Consider the following 22686-nt stretch of genomic DNA (forward strand, 5'->3'; position numbering starts at 1 on the left):
ATCAGAGCCGTTTCGGGGTAAATAACAGTTCGACCTCGAAGCGGTTTCGGTTTTCGCCATCTTTCGGTGGCTGGGGGTAGGGGCTCGCTGCCAGAGCCGCCCGATATCCAGCTTCGTCGATAGTCCTGATACCTGTAGAACTCAGCACCTTTGCCCGGGTCAGGGCACCATTTGCCAGCAGTTGCAGTTCCACTTCCATGGCCACTGTCTCGGTCAAATCCCTTAAAGCCGGTACTCTCAGTTTTTCCAGCTCCCGTGCCAGGTGGATGGCCAACTTGACCACGTAAGGGTCCAGTTCGGCCGGCGACTCAGTGATCCGTGTTACCTTCTCGTCTGGATTTTCCGGAGTCGGCTCTGGCTCTGCACCGGCATTGGCGCTGATGCTTTTTTCGGCCGCCGGGCTTTCGGGAGAACGGGTATTAGTCTGCTCACTCGGTGTTGTGGTTTGCGGTTGATTTGTAGTGACAATCTCCGGCTCCGGAGCGGATTCGGGGCGCGGAGGATCAATCTCGAAAGGTGGAATCCTTGATGTGGTCGGGCTCGGGCTGGAGTTCTCAGGCGTATTCGCTGTGGTTTCACGAGCGCCCCGAGGTACCAGCTCGAAACGGACACTGTCCTTATGGGTGACCGCCTGTTCTTCCACGGGGGCCGGGATACCTGACAGCAGCAATGTGTGGAGGAATAGTGCCAGAGATACTGCCAACCCCAGACGGTAAGGAGCCGGCAGGACATGTGGACTGCTTTTTTCAGGCATTGGCGTCAGGCAGTCTTGCTCCGCAGGGTGCCGACGACCGCATCAAGGGCCCGGTCAATCAGCGCCCCCTGCTCAAGCAGGGTCAGCCGGCCGCGCCGCATTTCATGAGCCAGTTCAACCCGGGTTTTTTCAATAACCTTCAGTCCCATCCTGTTCACAAAGACAAAGCAGTCTGCTTCATCAATGATAGCGGACAGCTTGCACCGGAAATTGGCGCCATTGACGAGACGGAACTCGACCCAGTTGCCGATTTCAATGCCGTCAATCTGAGCAACATATTCGGCGATCGCAGCGTCTTCCAGCTCCTGCTGGCGTTCAACCGCTGTCTGGTGAACGGTGGCAATTTCTTCCTCTGGCTCCTCAGGCGAATCCTGAAGCGCTTCGATTGCAGCGTTTGTGCGGAATGCTTCGGCCAGCTGGTGCTTGAGTTGGCCCATCATCTCATCCAGCCTGGATGAGTTATAGGACACTTCCTCCAACCCTGATCGAAGTGACTTCAGCAGGCCTGGAACAACGCGTACCCACTGGTCTCTTTCGTCGTCTTCCTGGTGAGGGTGCAGGCACCAGATAAGATCGTCGACAACCTTGACGGTCGCGTTCCATCGGTGCTCCACATCGTCACGGAGATAGGCGAGAAACATCACACGACTCCAGCCATTCATCAGGATGTCGTGGATCGATTCGGGAAGCTTGTACCGCGAGACTTTTTGCTTTAACAGGTTGTCGACGGTCTGTTGAGCGGTCTGGGATTTGATTCGGCCCCGCTCTGACTCTCGGGTTCTCTGCTCCACCAGGGACGCCTTGCGGTTCTCCCGTTCGAGAAACTGTTCGAATTCCTGGTTGAGGGTTTCGAATAAGGTAACGTCACCGTCAAATTCGTTGAGAATCCTTTGCACAATGTTGTGAATCTGTCCGTAGAGTTTGTCCTTGGCTTTTTCGTCGCTGCTACTCCAGCCAATGCCTGCTCTTGCCAGGGAATTTAGAAGTCGTCTGGCTGGGTGTGTAGCCTGGCTGAAGAAGCTCTTGTCCCTGATGACCACTTTCAGGATCGGAATCTGAAGCCGGCTTATCAATACCTGAACCGGAGCCGAGAGGTTGTAGTCGTCAAGAATAAACTCGAACAACATGGAAACGAGGTTGATGAGATCTTCATCAACCTCGTTCAGCGCCGGTTTTCGGCCGTCTCCTGTATCGGACTGGGAAAGTAGTTGTTGTACCAGTTGATGAAGATCAACGCTGACCGGTTCGCCCGCACTCAGGTTGTTCTGGTCCTGCCGGGCACCAGAGAGCGGTAACGAATTGAGAAGGCTTGCCAGCTCCGCGTCGCCAATAACCCGGACATTTGGATCCGAGGCTCGGGGCGGTATGCCTGCATTGGCGCGCTGACGCGCCAGCATCTGCCTGATCTGCTCAAAAACAGCACCACTGCCTGTTTCCGCAGCCCTCTGCGTTGCGCTGGCATCAGGGGATGGTCCTTCCTCCTTATCGCTGCTGGCAGCCTCAGATCGGGCGGCCTCGTGCTGCTTACCGGCTTTTCCGTGATACCTGAAATTCGGAATGATGCCGGCCTGAATCAGTATGCGATTGGCTTCGTCCAGAAGCATGCCCAGATTGGAGACAACGTAGCGGTCAAACTGCTTCAGCAGAATCAGACGTTCCCGAATCTGGATTTCCAGAGCCTGTATCGCCTCAGTAAAGGCGCTGCAAAGATGTTCAGGTGCCATGGGATTCACCGGTGATTCTTCGGTGGCTTCCGGGTACACCTGGCTGAAGCGGGTCTGGAGTTGAAGCAGGGGGCCCTGAAAGTGCGCTTTCGCCTTGGTGATCATGGCGTTGAGCGCAACCTGCTCTTCCAGGTCGTCATTGCCAACCAGGGAGAGAGTATCTGCGTTGGCCTGCTTGCTCAGGTTTTCCTCCTGAAGCGGGCCGGTATGAGGGGGATTGGCGAAGTACTGGGCTACGGTGTTCTGAAAGTGCCGCTCTACACCCTTCCGTTTGATGCGTATTTCACGCATCGCTTCGAAATACCGGTTTTGTTCATTATTGCTGCGGGCATTGTTGGCCAACTCGAACAGCGAATCGTCGACGGCGTCGAAGGCGCCCTGCAGCAAATCACCGAGTCCGGCGACAACGGTGTCCCGGATGCGGGTGACCTCCGCAGGAACCGGTCTGTTACTTCCGGCTTCCCTGTGCTCGCGGAGGTAATGTATGCCGGACTGCTTGTTCATGGCAGACTCCTGTTTACGCCTCAACCGGATACATGACCGAGCGGGTAATCCTTGAATTCTCGTTATTGGTTAAATTTACCGCATTTTATCCAAAGTTAACATGACCAAACGCTAACGTGAGAGCAAATTCAAAAAAACATGGGGTGCCGGAAAGGCACCCTCATGCAGCTTGCTGACTTGCCAATGAGTTTTCTTTCAACTCACATAGACCGGGCCGATACCCATGCTCCAGATGACGACGCTGATGGCAAGCAGAGCGACAAACATTACCAGACCCACAGTCAGGACTGATGAGGCAAACATGAAGCCCTTTTCCGCGGGTATTTTCATCAGGATAGGTAGGCCTTCGTAAAGCAAGTAGACTGCATAGGCAACAGCTACTAGGCCTGCCAGCATGTTCACCCAGATGTTCGGGTAAGCGGCAATGAGTCCGATCAGGAAAATGGGGGTCGCTGTGTAGGCGGCCAGGGTCACGCCTCTGGGCGTTCGCTCCGATGCGTCATAAGTGGCTGCAAAGAAATCAATGAACTTGCCCAGCACAAAGATGCCGGCAAGCATGGCCCCATAAAAAAGCAACGATAGCTGTAGCGCACTCGTCACCGACAACTTCGTAATCTGGCCGTCACCAATCTGCCAGCCTACCTGGGTTGTTCCTATGAAACCGGCAACCGCTGGAATCAGTGCCAATAACAGGATATGGCCGGCGTATAGCTTTGTGACGGACTCGGATTCATTGCGGATCGCTTCCCACTCCTGGTCAGGATGGGCGAGCAGGCCAAACGTGTGTGTCAGACTCATGGACGTATTCCTTGTGATTGTTTTTGTTTCGCACGCTCCTTCAGTGTTGGTGGGGGATCAACGGGGGTCAAGCTGGCGGTTAAATTTTGATCTTTCTAGAATGTGGGGCGCTATAACCGAAGAGTCTATAGCGCTATCCGGAGGGAGGTTTCAGGGGGTTACTGTTTCAGTGACAGTGAGCGCTTTTTGCGTTTTTTCGGGTGCACAATGGCTGCTTTCACGACGTTGTCCTTGATTTGAAGAACCTCCACCCGGTGGCCGTCCACTTTCAGGCAAACGTTGGTGTCGGGGATGTTCTCAAGGGTTTCTGTGATCAGGCCATTGAGCGTTTTCGGCCCGTCCGTGGGGAGTTTCCAGCCCAGTGTCTTGTTGATCGTGCGCACCGCAGAGGTGCCATCGATAATAAAGGTTCCGTTGTCCTGCGGGATAATGTCCGGGCTGGTGGCAGCATAGTCTGTCGTGAAGTCGCCGACGATTTCTTCAAGTATGTCCTCGAGGGTTGCCAGACCCAGCACGTCGCCGTACTCGTCTACGACAACACCAAACCTGCGCCGACCCTTCTGAAAGTTGATCAGCTGGGTGTTCAGGGGCGTGCTTTCCGGAATGAAATAGGGCTCCTGGCAAAGCTGCATGATCATGGCCTTGTTGATCTCGTCCTGCTGAAGCAGCTTCGAGGCGCTGCGCAGGTGCAGTATGCCCTGAATGTTATTGATGTCGCCCTTGTAAACCGGAAGCCGCGTGTGTTGGCTGCTGCGCAACTGTCGCAGGATCGTGTCGGTGTCATCTTCCAGGTCGATACCGACCACCTCATTGCGCGGCACCATGATGTCATTTACGGTCACTTTCTCCAGATCCAGAATGCTGACAAGCATGTCCTTATGTTTGGCTGGTATCAGGGCGCCGGCCTCGTTCACCAGGGTTCGGAGTTCTTCCCGGCTAAGGTGGTCGTTGGCGGCGTCGGCGGCGGAAACCCCCAAAAGTTTCAGTATGCCGCCGGTAAACAGATTTACGGCCCAGACGATGGGATAGAGGATTTTGAGCAGTGGCCCAAGTATGTAGCTGGCTGGAAAGGCGATTTTCTCGGGAAACAGCGCCGCCAGGGTTTTCGGGGTGACTTCCGCGAAGATCAGAATCACGATTGTCAGCAGTATGGTGGCGATGGCGATGCCGGCATCGCCCCAGACGCGAATGGCAATAACGGTTGCGATCGACGATGCAAAGATGTTGACGAAATTGTTGCCAATCAGAATTACGCCGATCAACTGGTCAGTGCGTTGCAGCAAACCCTGGGCGCGCTTGGCACCTTTGTGGCCCGTTTTGGCCATGTGTTTCAGGCGGTATCGGTTCAGGGACATCATCCCGGTTTCAGAGCTTGAGAAGAAACCGGAGAGCAGGATCAGTCCGACCAGGAGGATAAACAGCGCGGTAAGCGATGTTTCGTTCAAAAGAGGTGTCCTTATATTGCTGACAAGTAGCGAAAATAGGGTTTTGGCGAGTGTTGTGTCAAGAGAATACCGGGGGCTCCAGGTGGTCAGCCGCCGCGCTGGAAGATCAGCTCCAGCACAAACTTGCTGCCGTAAAAGGCCAGCATCAGCAGTGCGCAGCCTGCGAGTGTCCATCGGCTCGCAGTAATGCCGCGCCAGCCTTTTGTGTAACGGCCGACTAGTAGCGCCACGAAAACCAGAAGGGAGAGAATCGAGAACAGGGTCTTGTGAGCGAGGTTCTGGGCAAAAAGATCTTCTATAAAGAGGGCGCCGGTCACTATTGCCAGGATCAGCATGACAACGCCTGCCCAGACCATTTCAAACAGCAGGGACTCCATGGTCTGCAAAGGTGGCAGGTTACGAACCAGCAGGCTGTTGTAGTTGTGCTTTAGTTGGCGATTCTGGAAATAAAGAAGGACTGCCTGGATGGCCGCCAGGCTGAAGAGGCTGTAGGCTGTCACCGAAAGTGCGATGTGGGAGAGCATGCCATAGCTTTGTTCCGACACCAGTCTCGAGGGGCCGTGCGTAACAAGAGCAAGAATGATGGTGAGGCCTGCCAGGGGGTACACGCCGAGAAACAGGCTTTGCACCGGCTTTTTAAGGTTGAGTCCCAATAGAAGGAAGACGATCAGCCAGGAAATAAGCACGGAGCTTTTGAAAAAACTGAAATCGAAGCCGCCGTCGTGGTGGACTGTCTGGCCAATGAGAAGTCCGTGGCTGGTCAGGGCGAGAACGCCAATCAGGGTAGTAATGGCAATGTTGCTTTGAACCCGGCCTCTGAAATGCAGGGCCTGCAGCGCGGTACCGACGCTGTAAAGAAAAAGAGAGGTGACCGCGAGAATCAGCGTTCCCATGACTTCCTTATTAACCACTGTTCTGACTGGGGATCGGCGCTGGTTTGCGCCGATTTGACCGGGCTGGTCGTTTCAGGGCGATAGTCTGGTTATAATGTCGCGATTATGCAACTGGAATCAAGGAGTCGTCGCCGGCTCTGCCGATTCACGCACTCAATTTATCCGAGGTACGGAAGAGCAACATGTTTGAGAACCTCCAAGACCGACTTTCCGGCAGTCTGCGCAAGATTTCCGGCCAGGCGCGCCTCACTGATGACAATATAAAGGACACCCTTCGGGAAGTGCGGATGGCGCTGCTGGAGGCGGACGTCGCCCTGCCAGTTGTGAAGGACTTTGTCGAGGGCGTCCGCAAGCGTGCTATTGGTCAGGAGGTTCAGCGCAGTCTGACGCCAGGCCAGGTCTTTGTGAAAGTAGTCCAGCAGGAGCTGGAGCGGGTAATGGGCGAGGGCAACGAGTCCCTCAACCTGAATGTCCAGCCGCCGGCGGTGGTCATGATGGCCGGTCTCCAGGGTGCAGGTAAAACCACGACCGTCGCCAAGCTGTCCCGTTTCCTCAAGGAGCGACAGAAGAAATCCGTGCTTGTGGTCAGTGCAGACGTATATCGTCCTGCCGCGATCCGCCAGCTTGAAACTCTTGCTGGCGATGTTGGTGTAGAGTTCTTCCCGAGCAGTGCGGATCAGGACCCCGTGGATATTGCCGAGGGCGCCATCGCAGCGGCCAGGAAAAAGCACATTGATGTGGTGATTCTTGATACCGCCGGTCGGCTGCATGTCGATGAACAGATGATGGGCGAAATCGGCAGGTTGCATAAGGCGGTCAACCCGGTTGAGACCCTGTTTGTGGTTGACGCCATGACCGGCCAGGATGCGGCCAACACCGCCAAGGCATTTAATGACGCTCTGCCGCTGACGGGTGTGGTGCTGACCAAAACCGATGGCGATGCCCGTGGCGGCGCCGCCCTGTCTGTTCGCCACATCACCGGAAAGCCAATTAAGTTCCTGGGTGTCGGTGAAAAGTCCGACGCCCTTGAGCCGTTCTACCCGGATCGTGTCGCGTCCCGGATCCTTGGTATGGGCGACGTGCTTTCGCTGATCGAAGAGGCGGAGCGCAAGCTCGACCAGAAAAAGGCCCAGAAGCTCACCAAGAAAATCAAGAAGGGCAAGAGTTTTGACCTGGAGGATTTTCGCGATCAGCTGCAGCAGATGAAGAATATGGGTGGCATCGGTGGTCTGCTCGACAAGCTGCCGGGCATGGGGCAGATGGCTCAGATGGCGCAACAACAGGTGAATGACAAGTCCATGGGGCAGATGGAAGCCATCATCTGTTCGATGACACCTAAAGAGCGCCGTTATCCGGATGTGATCAACAATTCCCGCAAGCGTCGGATTGCCACCGGGTCCGGAACCCAGATCCAGGATGTGAATCGTCTTCTTAAACAGCATAAGCAAATGCAGAAGATGATGAAAAAGTTTGGCAAGAAGGGCGGCATGGCGAATATGATGCGCGGCATGGGTGGCATGATGCCCCCGGGCGGCGGTGGAGGCGGCGGTATGCCTCCGTTTGGCCGTATGTAAAAAGCCTTACATGGAAAACGGGGAAACAACCGGTTTTGCTGTTTTCTTTGGCGCTTTTTTAGCATAGAATAGCGCCCCTTTCGAGTATGGGTCTTCGCGTCAGCTGGTCTTCAGCAGGCGTGAATCGTACAAAGTTCGTACAACAGAACAGGATATTGGTTAAATGGTAACAATCCGTTTGGCTCGTGGTGGCTCCAAGAAGCGCCCGTTCTACCATCTGACAGTCACCGACAGCCGCAAGTCCCGCGACGGTCGTTTCATTGAGCGCGTTGGCTTCTTTAACCCGGTCGCCCGCGGCCAGGAAGAGCGCCTGCGTGTTGATCGTGACCGTGTTGAATTTTGGCTCGGTCAGGGCGCACAGACCAGTGAGCGCGTTGCACAGCTGTTGAAGGCTGCTGAGTAAGACAGCGCTGACGCCGGGGTTTATGGCATGACACAGAATTCGCAGGAAACTGTGATCGGCCGGATTACCTCGGTGTTTGGGGTCAAGGGGTGGCTTAAAGTCTTCTCTTACACTGACCCCAAGGAAGGAATACTGAACTATCCCGAGTGGACGCTCGATCTGGATGGCAAACGTATTCCGGCCAAGCTTGAGGAGGGCCGCCGCCAGGGGCAGGGGATCGTCGTCAGGCTTAAAGGTATCAATGACCGTGATCTGGCTCGCACATACTGCGGTGCCGAGGTCAGGGTCTCGACAGCTGAGTTGCCGGAACTCCCTGAAGGCGAGTTTTACTGGTTTCAGTTGGAGGGCCTTGATGTGTATACGGTCGATGATGAGTGCCTTGGTAAAGTGCACCATCTCATGGAAACCGGGTCCAACGATGTTCTGGTGGTACAAGCTACGGCAGGTTCCATCGATCAACGTGAGCGTCTGATTCCGTATCTGCCGGGCGAAGTTGTCCAGAATGTTGATCTGGATTCAAAGCGCATGGTGGTGGACTGGGATCCGGAGTTCTGACGGGTGTGGATTGGCGCAGTCAGTCTGTTCCCGGAAATGTTCGGTGCGGTAACGGATTACGGGATCACGGGAAGGGCAGTCCGGGATGGTCTTCTGACCTTCCAAAGCTGGAATCCCCGTGAATTCACCCATGATCGGCATCGCACGGTAGACGACAGGCCCTATGGGGGCGGCCCTGGCATGCTGATGAAAATTCAGCCGCTCCGGGACGCGATCCGTGCGGCGCGGGAAGCAGCACCCGGCAAACCCTGTGTGGTTTATCTCTCGCCCCAGGGCGAGACTCTGGATCAGTCTGTTGTGGAGTCGCTGGCTGCTGAGCAGCAACTGATTCTGGTGGCTGGCCGGTACGAGGGTGTTGATGAGCGCCTGATAGCGACGGAAGTCGATCGGGAAGTGTCACTGGGTGATTTTGTGCTTTCCGGTGGCGAATTGGCAGCCATGGCTGTCATTGATGCGGTTACACGCCTCATCCCCGGAGCGCTGGGTCATGCGCAGTCGGCAGAGCAGGATTCTTTCGCCGACGGTTTGCTGGATTGTCCGCACTACACCCGGCCCGAAGTTTACGAAGGTCAGGCGGTGCCGGATGTTTTATTGGGCGGTCACCATGATCAGATCCGGCGTTGGCGGCTGAAACAGTCGCTGAGGCGAACCCGGGAGCGACGCCCCGACCTGCTGGAAAGGCGGGTGTTTACGGACGAAGAGCGTGAGCTGCTGGAAGAGATTTTGAACGAACCGGGTGCCTCTGAATGATCAGGGCATTAACAGATTGGGTATCAGGAGCATTACGATGAGCGGCAAGAACAACATCATCAGTCAACTTGAAGCAGAACAGATGACCAAGGAAATCCCTGCGTTTGCGCCGGGCGACACCGTGGTCGTTCAGGTTCGCGTAACCGAGGGTAACCGTGAGCGTCTGCAGGCGTTCGAGGGTGTTGTCATCGGCAAGCGTAACCGCGGCATGAATTCCTCCTTCACCGTGCGTAAGATCTCTTACGGTGTTGGTGTTGAGCGTACCTTCCAGAGCTTCTCCAAGCTGATCGACAGCATCAGCGTGAAGCGTCGTGGCGATGTTCGCCAGGCCAAGCTCTACTACCTGCGCGACCTGTCCGGTAAGGCGGCTCGCATCAAGGAAAAGCTGGGCTGATCAGCAAGGCGCTGAATCGCAGGCAGAAAAAGGCAGCCAAGGGCTGCCTTTTTTGTGTCTGGGGTTCCGCTATCCTTGCCATAGACCGTTCGAAGTCTGGGAACTTGCCATGAAAGCGGAAGATGAATCACTGATTGTGCGGTTCGTTGATGCCATCTGGCTGGAGGACGGGCTTGGCGAAAAGACGCGGCAGGCCTACCGGAGTGATTTGTCGCGATTGGCGGAATGGCTGGAAAGCCAGCCCGGTAAGCCCTCGCTGGCGGATGTTCGCCGAACCGACCTTCTGGCCTGGATGTCGCGGGGGTTGGCCGAAGGAGTCAAGAGCTCCACAGCAGCCCGGCGGCTGTCCGGGCTGCGGCGCTTTTACCGCTTTCTGCTGCGCGAAGGGCTGATCGCTGAAGATCCGACCCTCAGGATCGACAGCCCGAGGTTACCCCGACGTCTTCCGGATTCTCTGACCGAGGAAGAGGTGGATGCACTGCTTTCCGAACCGGACCCGAATATTGCCATCGAACTTCGGGACAAAGCCATGCTCGAGATACTTTATGGTTGTGGTCTGAGGGTCTCCGAGCTGACAGAGTTGCGGGTTGATCAGGTAAACCTGCGCCAGGGCGTCATTCGGATCACCGGCAAGGGTGACAAGGAACGGCTTGTGCCCCTGGGAGAGGAGGCGGTGGACTGGCTGCTGAAGTACATGAAGAGTGCCCGCCCGGAGCTTCTGAAAGGCCGCTCCTGTGATGCGCTGTTTCCCGGCAATCGGGCGGCGGCGATGACCCGCCAGACATTCTGGCACCGCATCAAGCATTACGCCGTGCGGGTTGGTATTCGCAAGCATCTGTCCCCCCACACGCTCAGGCATGCCTTTGCCACGCATCTGCTCAATCATGGCGCGGATCTGCGGGTTGTCCAGATGCTTCTTGGGCACTCGGACCTGTCAACGACCCAGATCTATACCCATGTGGCTCGTCAGCGGCTTCAGTCGCTGCATCAGGCTCATCATCCCAGGGGGTGACAGGCCGACTGGTTGCCCTGCCGGAGGTGAACTTTCCTTTTATGAGCTTGTCGCATTGAATTGATTCCCGGCCTGTGCCAATACTGCCCGGGTTCTTTAACTGATCTCTGAAAAAGGTTGTTTGTCAGAATGAATATTAAACATGCGGTCGTGGCGCTTACCTTCAGTTTCGGCTCACTTGGTATGGCGAATGTCAGTGCCGGTGAAGTCGAAGACCGGATTTCCGAGCGCCTGACCCAGGCCGTCCCGGGCCTTCAGGTGATGTCGGTGAAAGAGTCCGAGGCAAAGGGGCTCTATGAGGTTCAGAGCAACAATGGCGACACGATATACGCGACCGAGGATGGCCAGTATCTGATGACGGGGGATCTTCTTAAGATCACCGAGCAGGGCATTGCCAATGTCACCGAGGCAGCTCGCACTGAGGCCCGTCGCGAAATGATGGCGGACTTTGGTGATAAGGGAGTCATCAGCTTCCCCGCCAAGAACGAAAAAGCCGTCGTGAGTGTGTTCACCGACATCGACTGCCCCTACTGCAGGAAGCTGCATGACGAGGTGCCTCAGCTGAACGATTACGGCATTACCGTCAATTACTATGGGTTTCCCCGGTCCGGTCCCAACACTGCGTCTTTCAGGAAGTACGAGTCGGTCTGGTGTGCTGATGATCAGCAGGCTGCCATGAACGCGGCCAAGGCTGGTCAACAGGTGGCCGATGCAAGCTGTGAAAACCCCGTTCGTGAGCAGTTTGAGCTGGGTGGTCGAGTTGGCGTAACCGGTACGCCTGCCATTGTACTGGAAGACGGCAACATGGTGCGGGGCTATGTTCCGGCGCAGCGATTGGCTGAAGGACTGGGCTTGCTCTGACAACCTTCCGGATCCATTGTCCGGGCTGCGTCACAGGGTATTTTCTCTGGATCCGATTCGGGGCTTATTCAGTGGGGCCTGAATCGGTATACTATGCCCGCCTAATATAATTCATCAGCACCCCTTCGGGATCAGAGGTGAGAGTTTGAAAGACGTCAGTGTCGGAATCTGCGGATTGGGAACCGTCGGCGGCGGTACCTTTAATGTCTTGACCCGCAACGCCAGGCTGATTGCCGGCCGGGCCGGGTGCAATATCCGGATCACCCGGATTGCCAGTCGACGGGCCCGCGAGGATATGGACCTCGGGGACGTGCCTTTCAGCACCGACATTTATGACGTGGTGAACGATCCCGGTGTCGATATCGTGGTCGAGCTGATCGGTGGCTATGACGCCGCGCGGGAGCTGGTACTCGCGGCCATCCGCAATGGCAAGCACGTGGTGACTGCCAACAAGGCCCTGATCGCCGTCCACGGCAATGAAATCTTTGAAGCGGCCGAGAAAGCTGGCGTTGTGGTGGCGTACGAGGCAGGTGTTGCCGGGGGCATTCCGGTCATCAAGGCCGTACGTGAAGGCATGGCGGCGAACCGCATTGACTGGATTGCCGGCATTATCAACGGTACCGGTAACTACATTCTGACGGAAATGCGTGCCGGTCGGGAATTTTCCGAGGTTCTCAAGGAAGCCCAGGACCTGGGTTATGCGGAAGCGGATCCGACCTTTGATGTTGAGGGGATCGACGCCGCCCACAAACTGACCATTCTGGCATCCGCCGGTTTCGGTGTGCCCCTGCAATTCGAGAAGGGCTTTACCGAAGGGATCTCCAAGATTACCCCTTACGATATTGCCCATGCCGAGCTATTGGGTTATCGCATCAAGCACCTGGGTATCGCCCGCCGTCGTGATGATGGTATTGAACTTCGGGTTCATCCGACCCTGGTGCCCCAGAGCCATCTGATCGCCCAGGTTGACGGCGTGCTCAATGCAGTCCTGGTAGACGGCGATGCCGTTGGCCAGACCATGTATTACGGCCCTGGCGCCGGTGATGAGGCCACCGCCTCCGCGGTTATCGCGGATATCGTTGATGTCGCCCGTGCCGTAGCAACAGAAAGCAACCTGCGGGTGCCATACCTTGGGTTCTCACCGGAGGCCATGGAAGAGCTGGACGTGCTCTCCATGGAAGACATCCAGTCGGCGTACTACTTGCGAATTACCGCTCTTGATCGTCCGGGTGTGCTGGCCAAGATTGCCTCCATCCTGAGTGAACACGGCATCAATATCGAGTCGATCATGCAGAAGGAATCCGAACTGAAAGACGGTCGGATTCCGGTGATCATCCTGACTCACACCGTTCAGGAACGGCAGATCAACCGTGCGATTGAAGAGCTGGAAGCTCTGTCCGATACCGATGGCCAGGTTGTCCGCATCCGCGCCGAAAACTTCAACTGACAGGTACGAACGTGAGATACATCAGTACGCGGGGTGAAGCGCCCGCACTGGGTTTTGAAGACGTATTGCTGACGGGCCTTGCCACCGATGGCGGGCTTTACGTTCCCGAATCCCTGCCGCATTTCAGTCTGGAGGAAATCCGTAGCTGGCGTGGGCTCCCATACAGTGAGCTGGCCTTCAAGGTCATGCATCCGTTCGTGGACGACGCCATCCCGGCAGACGACTTCCGCAAGATGCTGGATGAGACCTATTCGGTCTTTGCCCATAAGGCAGTCGCTCCGCTGGTTCAGCTGGATACCAACGAGTGGGTGATGGAGCTTTTCCGCGGCCCGACCCTGGCGTTCAAGGACTTTGCACTGCAGCTGCTCGGCCGCCTGCTGGACTACGTGTTGGAAAAACGCAAGCAGCACGTGGTGATCATGGGGGCGACTTCCGGTGACACCGGCTCCGCTGCAATCGAAGGTTGCCGCCGGTGCGAGCATGTGGATATTTTCATTCTGCATCCGCACCAGCGCGTATCTGAAGTCCAACGCCGCCAGATGACCACCGTTCAGGGTGACAACATCCACAACATTGCGGTGCGTGGCAACTTCGACGACTGCCAGCGCATGGTAAAAGAAAGTTTCGGCAACCAGTCGTTCCTGGGCGGAAAAACTCAGCTGGCCGCCGTGAACTCCATCAACTGGGCCCGGATCATGGCCCAGATTGTTTACTACTTCCACGCGTCCCTCGCCCTGGGTGGGCCGGATCGCAGCATGGCGTTCTCCGTTCCAACTGGAAACTTCGGGGACATCTTTGCTGGCTATCTGGCGAAGAAGATGGGGCTGCCGATCTCACAGCTGGTGATTGCCACCAACCGCAACGACATCCTGCACCGCTTCATGAGCGGCAACAAATACGAGCAGCATCAGCTCGAGCACACGTTGTCACCCAGCATGGATATCATGGTGTCCAGCAACTTCGAGCGCCTGCTGTTTGATCTGCATGGTCGCGATGGGCTGGCTGTGAAGACCCTGCTGGAAAATGCAGCCAAAGGCCCGGTCAGCATTGAAGATTACCGCTGGAAACACGCCCGGAAGCTGTTCGACAGCGACGCGGTGGACGACAAGACGACCTGTGACACCATCCGCGAGATCTACGAGCAGAACGAGTATCTGCTGGATCCCCACACCGCCATCGGGGTGCGCGCTGCGCGCAATTGCCGCCGAGATCCGGCGGTACCGATGATCACCCTGGGTACTGCGCACCCGGCCAAGTTCCCGGATGCAGTAGCCGAGTCCGGCTTGACTGTGGAGCCGCCTCTGCCAGCTCACATGGCTGACCTGTTCGAACGGGAAGAGCGCTACACGGTGCTGGATAACGACATCTCCGGGGTTCAGGAGTTTATTGCCAGGCACTGGAAAAACGCCTGATCGGGTATGGCACCAAAAAAGATCCTGCGTCGCCCCCAGCCGGAGATAGTCCCGGACTGGGGGCAAAACCTGCCTCCGTTGCTTCGCCGTCTCTACGCCGCCCGTGGCGTAACCTCTGATGAGCAGCTGAGTTACACCCTCAGACATCTTGCATCTCCCCTGTCACTGAGAGGTATCGACCGGGCAGTTGAGCTGCTGTCGGAAGCGATCCAGCAGCAACAGCGGGTTCTGGTGCTCGGCGATTTCGATGCCGATGGCGCCACTAGCACCGCCGTAGCCATGCTTGGCCTTTCAATGCTCGGTTTGCAGAGCATTGATTTTCGGGTGCCCAGCCGTTTTGCCGACGGCTATGGCCTGACGCCAGGCATTATTGAGCGGCTGCGCGATGAGGGTGAGCTTCCCGACCTGATGGTCACCGTTGATAACGGTATATCCGCCGTTGAAGGTGTCAGAGCGGCCAAAGAACTTGGTGTGAAAGTCGTGGTGACGGATCACCATCTGGCCGGCGATGAGCTTCCGGACGCCGACGCCATCGTAAATCCCAATCAGCCAGGTTGTCCCTTCCTGAGCAAGAACGCCGCCGGTGTTGGTGTCATGTTTTACGTGCTCACGGCACTGCGCAAGCGGCTTCGGGAAAGCAATCAACTCCCGGATCCTGAACCCAATCTGGGGAGCCTCCTGGACCTGGTGGCGCTGGGTACAGTCGCCGATGTCGTAGCCCTGGATCATAACAACCGGATTTTCGTAGAGCAGGGCTTGCGCCGGATAAGGCAGGGCGAGGCCCGGCCCGGTATCCTTGCGCTCCTTGAAGTCGCTGGCCGCGATCATACTGCAATCAGTTCAACCGATCTTGGGTTTGTGGTCGGCCCCCGATTGAATGCCGCCGGGCGTCTGGATGATATGAGCATCGGCATTGCCTGCCTTCTCGCCGACAGCCAGGACGAAGCGAGGCGCCTGGCCCGGGAGCTGGATACCTTCAACAGGGAACGCCGCACCATCGAGAAGGACATGAAAGCCCAGGCTCAGGATCTGCTTGCTTCCATGTCCCTGGATCTTGAAGGTCTGCCGTGGGGCCTGGCCCTGTTCGATCCCGACTGGCACCAGGGTGTCATCGGCATCCTCGCGGCACGGATTCGAGAACAGACCCACAGGCCCACCATTGCCTTCGCGCCGGATGACAATGGCGAGGATATCAAGGGCTCCGCCCGGTCGATTCCCGGGCTGCATATCCGTGATGTGCTCGCCGTGGTCGACTCCCGCCATCCCGGTATGCTGAAGAAGTTTGGCGGCCACGCCATGGCCGCCGGCATGACCCTGGCCAAAGCGGATCTGGATGCCTTCTCGGAAGCCTTCGATCGGGCCGTGCGAGACAGCGCCTCCGCCGAAGACCTGGAGGCTGCCATCACAACCGATGGCCCCCTGGCCCTCGAAGAGCTATCCCTGGACACCGCCGCACTGCTCAAGCGGGCCGGCCCCTGGGGGCAGCATTTCCCGGAGCCGTTGTTCGACGGCGAGTTTCGGGTGGTGAGCCAGAGAATCGTCGGTGAAAACCATCTGAAGCTGGTTCTGCAACCGTTTGAGGGCGGCGGGATCATTGACGGCATTGCCTTCAATACCGGGCCGGAAGTGCCGGATTACACCCGAACCGGTGCCCGGGTGGTGTATAAGCCGGATGCCAATACCTTTCGGGGGCGGACCAATCTTCAGCTTTTGGTCGATTATCTCGAGCCGCTATCCTGATCAAGCCTGCCTCCCGCTTACTCTGAAGTAGCGGTCAACCACGGCTGATTTACGAACTGATTTCCGGTAAACTCCGCCCTCTGTTTTTACTCTCCATTTTCAAGAGCGAGTAAGGGTTTCATGGAAATTAATCCCATTGTGACGAAGATCAAAGAGCTTCGTGAGCGCACTGAAGCGCTCAGGGGGTATCTTTGACTACGATCAGCGTAGTGAGCGACTGATCGAAGTTGAGCGCGAACTGGAGCAGCCAAGCGTCTGGGACGACCCCGAGCGGGCGCAGGCGCTGGGCAAAGAGCGCGCGGATCTTGAGCTGATAGTCAAGACCATTGATAACCTCACCTCCGGCCTGGAAGACGCCGAAGGCCTGCTGGATATTGCCGCAGAAGAAGAGGACGAAGGCACCGTTGAAGAGATCGAGTCCGATCTTGAGGGCCTTGATAAAGAGCTCGAAAAGCTCGAATTCCGCCGCATGTTCTCCGGCGAAATGGACGCCAACAACGCCTACCTCGATATCCAGGCCGGCTCCGGCGGCACCGAAGCCCAAGACTGGGCCAATATGCTGTTGCGTATGTACCTGCGCTGGGCGGAGCGCCGAGGCTTCAAGGCCGAGATTGTCGAGCTGATGGAAGGTGAAGTGGCGGGCATCAAGAGCGCCACCATTCACATCCAGGGCGACTATGCCTATGGCTGGCTGCGTACCGAAACCGGCGTACACCGGCTGGTGCGTAAATCACCGTTTGATTCCGGCAACCGTAGGCATACTTCGTTCTCTTCCGTGTTTGTATCGCCGGAAGTCGATGACAGCTTCGAGATTGAAATCAATCCGGCGGATTTGCGAGTGGATGTCTACCGTGCCTCCGGCGCCGGTGGTCAGCACGTTAACCGGACCGAGTCGGCGGTGCGTCTGACCCACAACCCCACCGGCATTGTCGTGGCCTGCCAGGCTGGCCGAAGCCAGCACCAGAACAAGGATCAGGCCATGAAGCAGCTGAAGGCCAAGCTGTTTGAGCGTGAGATGCAGGAGCGTAACGCCGAGAAGCAGAAGGCCGAGGACGCCAAGGCCGATATTGGTTGGGGCAGCCAGATCCGTTCCTACGTTCTGGACGACAGCCGTATCAAGGATCTGCGTACCAAGGTTGAAACCAGTAATACCCAGTCGGTGCTGGACGGTGACATTGACAAGTTCATCGAAGCCAGCCTGAAGATGGCGCTGTAACCAGCGCCTTTGCCACGCTAACCCGGACAACCCGATTCCTAGTGAGCCAAAATGACTGATCAAACTCAGAATGCCGCACAGCATGAGGACAACAAGCTGATTGCCGAGCGCCGCGCCAAACTTTCAGAGATGCGCGACCAGGGCAACGCCTTCCCGAACGACTTCCGTCGTGACGCCACCGCCGCCGAACTGCAGGCCAAATACGGTGAAAAAACCAAGGAAGAGCTGGAGTCCCTCGGTATCAAGGTGGCCATTGCCGGTCGCATGATGCTCGACCGCAAGGCATTCAAGGTGGTTCAGGACATGACCGGCCGGATCCAGATCTATGCTTCCAAGGATGTCCAGAAAGACACCAAGAACTGGGATCTGGGGGACATCGTAGGTGTGCGCGGCACACTGTCCAAATCGGGCAAGGGCGATCTGTACGTGACCATGGATGAGTATGTGCTGCTCACCAAGTCACTGCGTCCGTTGCCTGAGAAGCACAAGGGCCTGACTGATACGGAAGCCCGTTACCGCCATCGCTATGTTGACCTGATGGTCAACGAGGACAGCCGTCGGGTGTTCTATGCGCGCTCGAAGATCATCAGCGCCATGCGTCAGTACTTCACCGACCGGGACTTCATGGAAGTGGAGACCCCGATGCTCCAGGTGATTCCCGGCGGTGCCACGGCGCGCCCCTTCGTGACCCACCACAACGCCCTGGGCATCGACATGTACCTGCGTATTGCCCCGGAATTGTTCCTGAAGCGCCTGGTCGTCGGCGGCTTTGAGCGGGTGTTCGAGATCAACCGGAACTTCCGGAACGAGGGGCTTTCCACCCGTCATAATCCGGAATTCACCATGGTTGAGTTCTACCAGGCCTACGCAGATTACAACGACCTGATGGATCTGACCGAGGACATGCTGCGCACCATCACCCAGAAGGTCTTGGGCACCACCACGGTGGTGAACACCCGCACCCTGGCAGATGGTAGCGAAGAGACCATCGAGTACGACTTCGGCAAGACCTTTGAGCGCCTCACCGTTGTTGATGCCATCCTCCGCTACAACCCGGACATCAAGCCCGAGCAGCTGGCAGATGAGGCCAGCGCCCGTCAGGTGGCAAAAGATCTGGGTATTCACCTCAAGGAAGCCTGGGGTCTGGGCAAGGTCCAGATCGAGATCTTTGAGGCAACGGCGGAGCATCGCCTGATGCAACCGACCTTTATCACCGAGTATCCGAAAGAAGTGTCGCCCCTGGCCCGCTGCAAAGACAGTAACCCGTTCGTCACCGAACGCTTCGAGTTCTTCGTGGGCGGCCGCGAGATTGCCAACGGATTCTCCGAGCTGAACGACGCCGAAGACCAAGCCGAGCGCTTCCAGGCCCAGGTGGCCGAGAAGGATGCCGGTGACGACGAGGCCATGTTCTACGACGAGGACTACGTCATGGCCCTGGAATATGGCCTGCCGCCCACCGCCGGCGAGGGCATCGGTATCGACCGCCTGGCCATGTTGCTGACCAACTCGGCTTCCATCCGCGACGTCATCCTGTTCCCGGCCATGCGCCCAGAACACAAGCCTGAAAGCCGCAAAGACGAGGAGTGATCCATGAGCCCGGTTGAGGTACTGGCCAGTCAGCTCAGGCCCGACCGGGGCTGGAAAGAACATCTCTCCGAAGAATTCCGCCAGCCCTACATGCAGGGCCTGGCGGAATTCCTGGCTGCCGAGGAGCAAGCCGGCAAAGTCCTGTTCCCCGCCAGCCAACACTGCTTCAACGCACTCAACAGCACGCCGCTGGAAAACGTAAGGGTGGTGATTCTCGGGCAAGACCCCTACCACGGCCCCGGCCAGGCCCACGGCCTGTGCTTCTCCGTGCGCCCGAACGTGGCCATACCGCCCTCGCTGGTCAACATCTTCAAGGAAATTCAGGACGACCTGGGCATTGCTCCGCCCGATCACGGCTGCCTCCAACCCTGGGCAGAGCAGGGCGTATTGCTACTCAACAGCGTCCTCACCGTCGTCCAGGGCCAGGCCGGCGCCCACCAGGGCAAAGGCTGGGAAACCTTCACCGACAAAGTCATCGAAACCATCAACCGCGAGCGGGAAGGCGTGGTATTCCTGCTATGGGGTAGCTACGCCAAAAAGAAAGGCCAGCACATCGACCGCACCAAGCACCTCGTCCTCGATGGCCCCCATCCCTCGCCACTGAGCGCTTACCGGGGCTTCTTCGGTTGCAAACACTTCTCAAAGGCGAACGACTGGTTGCAACGGCAGGGAAAGCCCACCGTTAACTGGGCGTTGCCCAGCAAAGCTGAGTTGATCGAGAGATACAAGAAGAGCTGAAGGTCTGCCCGAAAGTAGTCTTCGGGATGGGGTCAGGCTCCCAGAACCGTGCGGAGCCATGGATGGCGGAGCTGAGCGTACAGGGATGTATTTACAGCGTGTTTTGGGAGCCTGACCCCATCTTGAAGACGGGCGGTCAAACTCCCAGCACAAATTACTGAAGCAGCGCCATGGCCGCTTCCATCTGGGCGTTCAGATCCTCTTCCTCGCTCATGTCGATATTCGGATCCAACCCAAGACGATCAAACGCCGAAATCTTCGTCCAGTCCATTTCGTTCCAGGGATGCTCTGAACCTGCAACCAGCTGCAGATTAGCCACCATCACCAGATCCGCATAGTCCGCAGCGGGAACCTGGCGGCTGAAGTTGGCGTATTCCAGCGGAACGTTCTGAAGCTCCTTCGGGAAATCCCACTTCTTGAGGATGGTCGCCCCGATCTTCGGGTGCAGTTCATCAACCACATTGTCCAGCATGATGCTGCTGATCTGGATATCCTGGTCTTCCACATAGCGAAGAATCGGCAGCACGCCGATCAGATGGACGAGGCCTGCAAGGGTGGCCTGGTCCGGCTTGAGCTTGGTGTAGTGTTGCGCCAGAACATGGCAGACACCGGCCACTTCGGTGCTGGTCTGCCAGGTGGCCCGCATGCGCTTGTCGATCATGTCGGAGGTGGCCTGGAACATCTGCTCCATGGCCAGACCCATGGCTAGATTGCTGGTATAGGCCATGCCGAGGCGGCTTACCGCCATGTTCAGATTCTCGATGGCGCGGCTGCCGCGGAACAGCGGGCTATTGGTCACCCGGATAATGCGGGCGGACAGGGCCGTGTCATTGCTGATGACCTTCACCAGGTCCGCTATTGAAGAATCCTCGGATTGCGCAATGTCTCTGACCTGAAGAGCTACTTCGGGAAGGGTGGGCAGCACCAGCTTGTCATTTTCGATAGCTGCGTTGAGATCGGCTTTGATGGTTTCAACAATATTCGACATGGTCAGTAAAGGTCCGCTTAAGGAGTTCGACGAGTGGTCGGAATGTCCGAGCCACGGTCCGAACAATCAAATATGTAAGCTACTGCATAGCAAAATAGCAAATTCTGGCGCGTTTGCCTGTCAACTTATGTATCTGATTGTGCGCTTTTTTCCCTTTCAGGCACCGAGTAGGGCAGCGGCAGAGGCTCCAGAACTACCTCCGGCAGGCCCTCCGGATGAAGGGGGGTGTCGGAGGCATCGTGGCGCACAACGGCAAGCAGTTCCATGCTGCCGTTACGGTATCTGATCGAGTTGACGACTTCTCCCACGGATCGTTCGCCAGCAAACAGAGCGCTTCCGGGGGCGGGCAACTCTTTCGCCTCTTCCGCACGGAACCGGAACAGGCTTTTTTTCAATTGCCCCAGGAAATGCATGCGGGCAATCACTTCCTGACCCGTGTAGCAGCCCTTTTTGAAATGAACCCCGCCTACATGTTGCCAGTTCAGCATCTGTGGCACGAAGGATTCCTGGGTGGCGGCCGTGAGGGAGGCGACACCCGACGCAATCTCGGATGCCTGCCAGTCTGCCACCGACATCCGGTCGCTGGCGGGTAGTGTTATTTCGCCACCCCGGGTATGCCAGAACTCGAAGCGGGCCGTGCCTTCAGCTGTCGATTGGGTTTTCACAAGGATGCCGTCACGGAGTACACAAGAGTCACCCGGTTCCCTCAGGCTGCCCATTGCAGTTTCGGCGAGCTTTTCGGCCAGCTCATAGCCCAGAATCCCGACGATGCTGGTTTCCTGGACCAGCTCCATGGTGGTTCCGCGAAAGAGCATCAGGTACTTGCGCAAATGGCTGATGATGTCGTCAGCGAGCTCGGAGGGAAAGTCCATCAGGATGTCGTCACCGGCCCGGACCATGCGGGTGAGGCAGTAGGCGCGGCCCTTGGGCGTCGCCGCTGCCGCTCGCGGGGAGCGATCCGGGGTTACCTCGTCCAGGTTCTGGCTGAACTGGCCCTGGAGAAACTTGTCGGTGCCCGGGCCGCTGATCCGCACAACCACCCGGTCGTCGAGAACCGCCCAGCCGCTATTGGGTAGGGGGAAAGCTGCAACGGCTGATACAGGAGAGTCTGTGTCGGTCATGGCGTGCTCCAGATTGGTGGATCAGATGGATGGTTGCCCGGATCGGCCCAGTCTGAGCCATACCCGCAGGCGACGAAAATCGTCTTTCGACACGTTACCCGGTCTACCGGATGACGGTGCCAGCAGTATCGTATTGTACGACCGGAATCTGGTGCCAGTCGGACGCAGTTTCAAGAGTGCCAGTCCGGCCCAGACACGACTGGAAGCCGATGGACGGACCTGAACCTGCCGGTTGTCTCCGGTCTTGACGTACAACTCGCCATCCTCGACGACAAGCCCATTGACGGACCCGCCTCCGCGGAGCAAACCGTTGGACCGATACTGCAGCGCGGCTAGGCCGAGCGCAATGGGCGCTGCAGTGAGTAGCCATAACTTGCCGGCCAGCGCCGCAATGAAAAGGAACGCCAGCAGCAACAGCCAGGGCAGCACTGCCAGAGCGCCAACCAGCAGGGAGGGGGTGAGCGTCAGCTCAATCCGGCTGGACACGCTTGAGGATGATGTCGACCATGCGTTGGAGGTCCGGATCTGCCGGGCGGCTGCGCTGCATGAACCACTCGAACATGTCGCTGTCCTCACAGGCGAGCAGTTTCTTGTAGCGGGCCTGATCTTCGGCGTCCAGATCGCGAAAGGCTTCCTCCATGAATGGAATCAGGAGGTTGTCCAGCTCCAGCATCCCGCGACGGCTATGCCACCACAGGCGGTTGAATTCTGCTTTTTCGGACGATGCAGGTGTCTCTGACATAGTGTTTACCATTGAATCGATTGTAACA

The 22686-nt window shown here is 57.3% G+C and carries 22 protein-coding genes; 13 read left to right on the top strand and 9 right to left on the bottom strand.

Annotated features, from left to right (window positions below):
• Position 1 precedes the first annotated feature (1 nt).
• The 5 genes from SIC15_RS05280 to SIC15_RS05300 form a co-directional block, all read right to left on the bottom strand.
• Entirely contained in the window at positions 2–754 is a 753-nt protein-coding gene (locus SIC15_RS05280; protein WP_136629337.1) for an energy transducer TonB, read from the bottom strand.
• 5 nt (positions 755–759) lie between these two features.
• On the bottom strand, positions 760–2982 hold the full coding sequence (locus SIC15_RS05285; protein ID WP_412537220.1) for a DUF1631 domain-containing protein: 2223 nt from the start codon (positions 2980–2982) through the stop codon (positions 760–762).
• Positions 2983–3177: 195 nt separating this feature from the next.
• Complete coding sequence (locus tag SIC15_RS05290) at positions 3178–3780, bottom strand: Yip1 family protein (RefSeq protein WP_412537221.1); 603 nt, start codon at positions 3778–3780, stop codon at positions 3178–3180.
• A gap of 158 nt (positions 3781–3938) precedes the next feature.
• A complete protein-coding gene (locus tag SIC15_RS05295; RefSeq protein ID WP_064227101.1) occupies positions 3939–5225 on the bottom strand; it encodes an HlyC/CorC family transporter in 1287 nt (428 codons plus the stop codon).
• Between the two features lie 86 nt (positions 5226–5311).
• Entirely contained in the window at positions 5312–6118 is an 807-nt protein-coding gene (locus SIC15_RS05300; RefSeq protein WP_136629334.1) for an inner membrane protein YpjD, read from the bottom strand.
• Between the two features lie 182 nt (positions 6119–6300).
• On the opposite strand from SIC15_RS05300, the gene ffh reads away from it, so the two are divergent.
• From ffh to ung, 13 genes are all read left to right on the top strand, one after another.
• On the top strand, positions 6301–7692 hold the full coding sequence (gene ffh / locus SIC15_RS05305) for a signal recognition particle protein (RefSeq protein ID WP_349343707.1): 1392 nt from the start codon (positions 6301–6303) through the stop codon (positions 7690–7692).
• 163 nt (positions 7693–7855) lie between these two features.
• Complete coding sequence (gene rpsP, locus SIC15_RS05310) at positions 7856–8095, top strand: 30S ribosomal protein S16 (RefSeq protein ID WP_069184097.1); 240 nt, start codon at positions 7856–7858, stop codon at positions 8093–8095.
• Between the two features lie 27 nt (positions 8096–8122).
• On the top strand, positions 8123–8650 hold the full coding sequence (gene rimM, locus SIC15_RS05315) for a ribosome maturation factor RimM (protein ID WP_222466251.1): 528 nt from the start codon (positions 8123–8125) through the stop codon (positions 8648–8650).
• Positions 8651–8653: 3 nt separating this feature from the next.
• Entirely contained in the window at positions 8654–9400 is a 747-nt protein-coding gene (gene trmD, locus SIC15_RS05320) for a tRNA (guanosine(37)-N1)-methyltransferase TrmD (protein WP_069184099.1), read from the top strand.
• Positions 9401–9437: 37 nt separating this feature from the next.
• Positions 9438–9794, top strand: coding sequence for a 50S ribosomal protein L19 (gene rplS / locus SIC15_RS05325; RefSeq protein WP_048495327.1), 357 nt, complete (start codon positions 9438–9440; stop codon positions 9792–9794).
• A 109-nt stretch (positions 9795–9903) separates the two neighbouring features.
• The gene (xerD, locus tag SIC15_RS05330; protein WP_069184100.1) at positions 9904–10806 is read left to right on the top strand and encodes a site-specific tyrosine recombinase XerD; all 903 of its coding nucleotides are present in this window, start codon (positions 9904–9906) and stop codon (positions 10804–10806) included.
• Positions 10807–10935: 129 nt separating this feature from the next.
• On the top strand, positions 10936–11667 hold the full coding sequence (locus SIC15_RS05335; protein ID WP_209398746.1) for a DsbC family protein: 732 nt from the start codon (positions 10936–10938) through the stop codon (positions 11665–11667).
• Between the two features lie 145 nt (positions 11668–11812).
• Complete coding sequence (locus SIC15_RS05340; protein WP_136629332.1) at positions 11813–13114, top strand: homoserine dehydrogenase; 1302 nt, start codon at positions 11813–11815, stop codon at positions 13112–13114.
• A gap of 11 nt (positions 13115–13125) precedes the next feature.
• Positions 13126–14526, top strand: a complete 1401-nt coding sequence (thrC, locus tag SIC15_RS05345) for a threonine synthase (RefSeq protein WP_412537222.1) — start codon at positions 13126–13128, stop codon at positions 14524–14526.
• A 6-nt stretch (positions 14527–14532) separates the two neighbouring features.
• On the top strand, positions 14533–16266 hold the full coding sequence (gene recJ, locus SIC15_RS05350) for a single-stranded-DNA-specific exonuclease RecJ (RefSeq protein ID WP_412537223.1): 1734 nt from the start codon (positions 14533–14535) through the stop codon (positions 16264–16266).
• Positions 16267–16386: 120 nt separating this feature from the next.
• Positions 16387–17482, top strand: a protein-coding gene (gene prfB, locus SIC15_RS05355; protein ID WP_412537224.1) for a peptide chain release factor 2 whose coding sequence is annotated in 2 segments (ribosomal slippage) — positions 16387–16458 and positions 16460–17482 — 1095 coding nt in all. Because the reading frame shifts where the segments join, the coding sequence is not laid out codon by codon here.
• A gap of 51 nt (positions 17483–17533) precedes the next feature.
• A complete protein-coding gene (gene lysS / locus SIC15_RS05360) occupies positions 17534–19069 on the top strand; it encodes a lysine--tRNA ligase (RefSeq protein WP_412537225.1) in 1536 nt (511 codons plus the stop codon).
• A gap of 3 nt (positions 19070–19072) precedes the next feature.
• Positions 19073–19807 (top strand): uracil-DNA glycosylase, encoded by a 735-nt coding sequence (ung, locus tag SIC15_RS05365; protein WP_136629328.1) that lies wholly within the window; start codon positions 19073–19075, stop codon positions 19805–19807.
• 154 nt (positions 19808–19961) lie between these two features.
• On the opposite strand, the gene SIC15_RS05370 is transcribed toward ung, so the two are convergent.
• From SIC15_RS05370 to SIC15_RS05385, 4 genes are all read right to left on the bottom strand, one after another.
• The gene (locus SIC15_RS05370; RefSeq protein WP_209398735.1) at positions 19962–20795 is read right to left on the bottom strand and encodes an HDOD domain-containing protein; all 834 of its coding nucleotides are present in this window, start codon (positions 20793–20795) and stop codon (positions 19962–19964) included.
• A gap of 125 nt (positions 20796–20920) precedes the next feature.
• A complete protein-coding gene (locus SIC15_RS05375; protein WP_412537226.1) occupies positions 20921–21916 on the bottom strand; it encodes a YgfZ/GcvT domain-containing protein in 996 nt (331 codons plus the stop codon).
• A 21-nt stretch (positions 21917–21937) separates the two neighbouring features.
• A complete protein-coding gene (locus SIC15_RS05380; RefSeq protein WP_136629326.1) occupies positions 21938–22402 on the bottom strand; it encodes a hypothetical protein in 465 nt (154 codons plus the stop codon).
• Complete coding sequence (locus SIC15_RS05385) at positions 22386–22658, bottom strand: succinate dehydrogenase assembly factor 2 (protein WP_069184110.1); 273 nt, start codon at positions 22656–22658, stop codon at positions 22386–22388. Before SIC15_RS05385 ends, SIC15_RS05380 begins: the two co-directional genes overlap by 17 nt.
• Positions 22659–22686: the final 28 nt, after the last annotated feature.

This window comes from Marinobacter sp. MIT932201 (genome assembly GCF_047123295.1).
Taxonomy (GTDB): domain Bacteria; phylum Pseudomonadota; class Gammaproteobacteria; order Pseudomonadales; family Oleiphilaceae; genus Marinobacter; species Marinobacter salsuginis.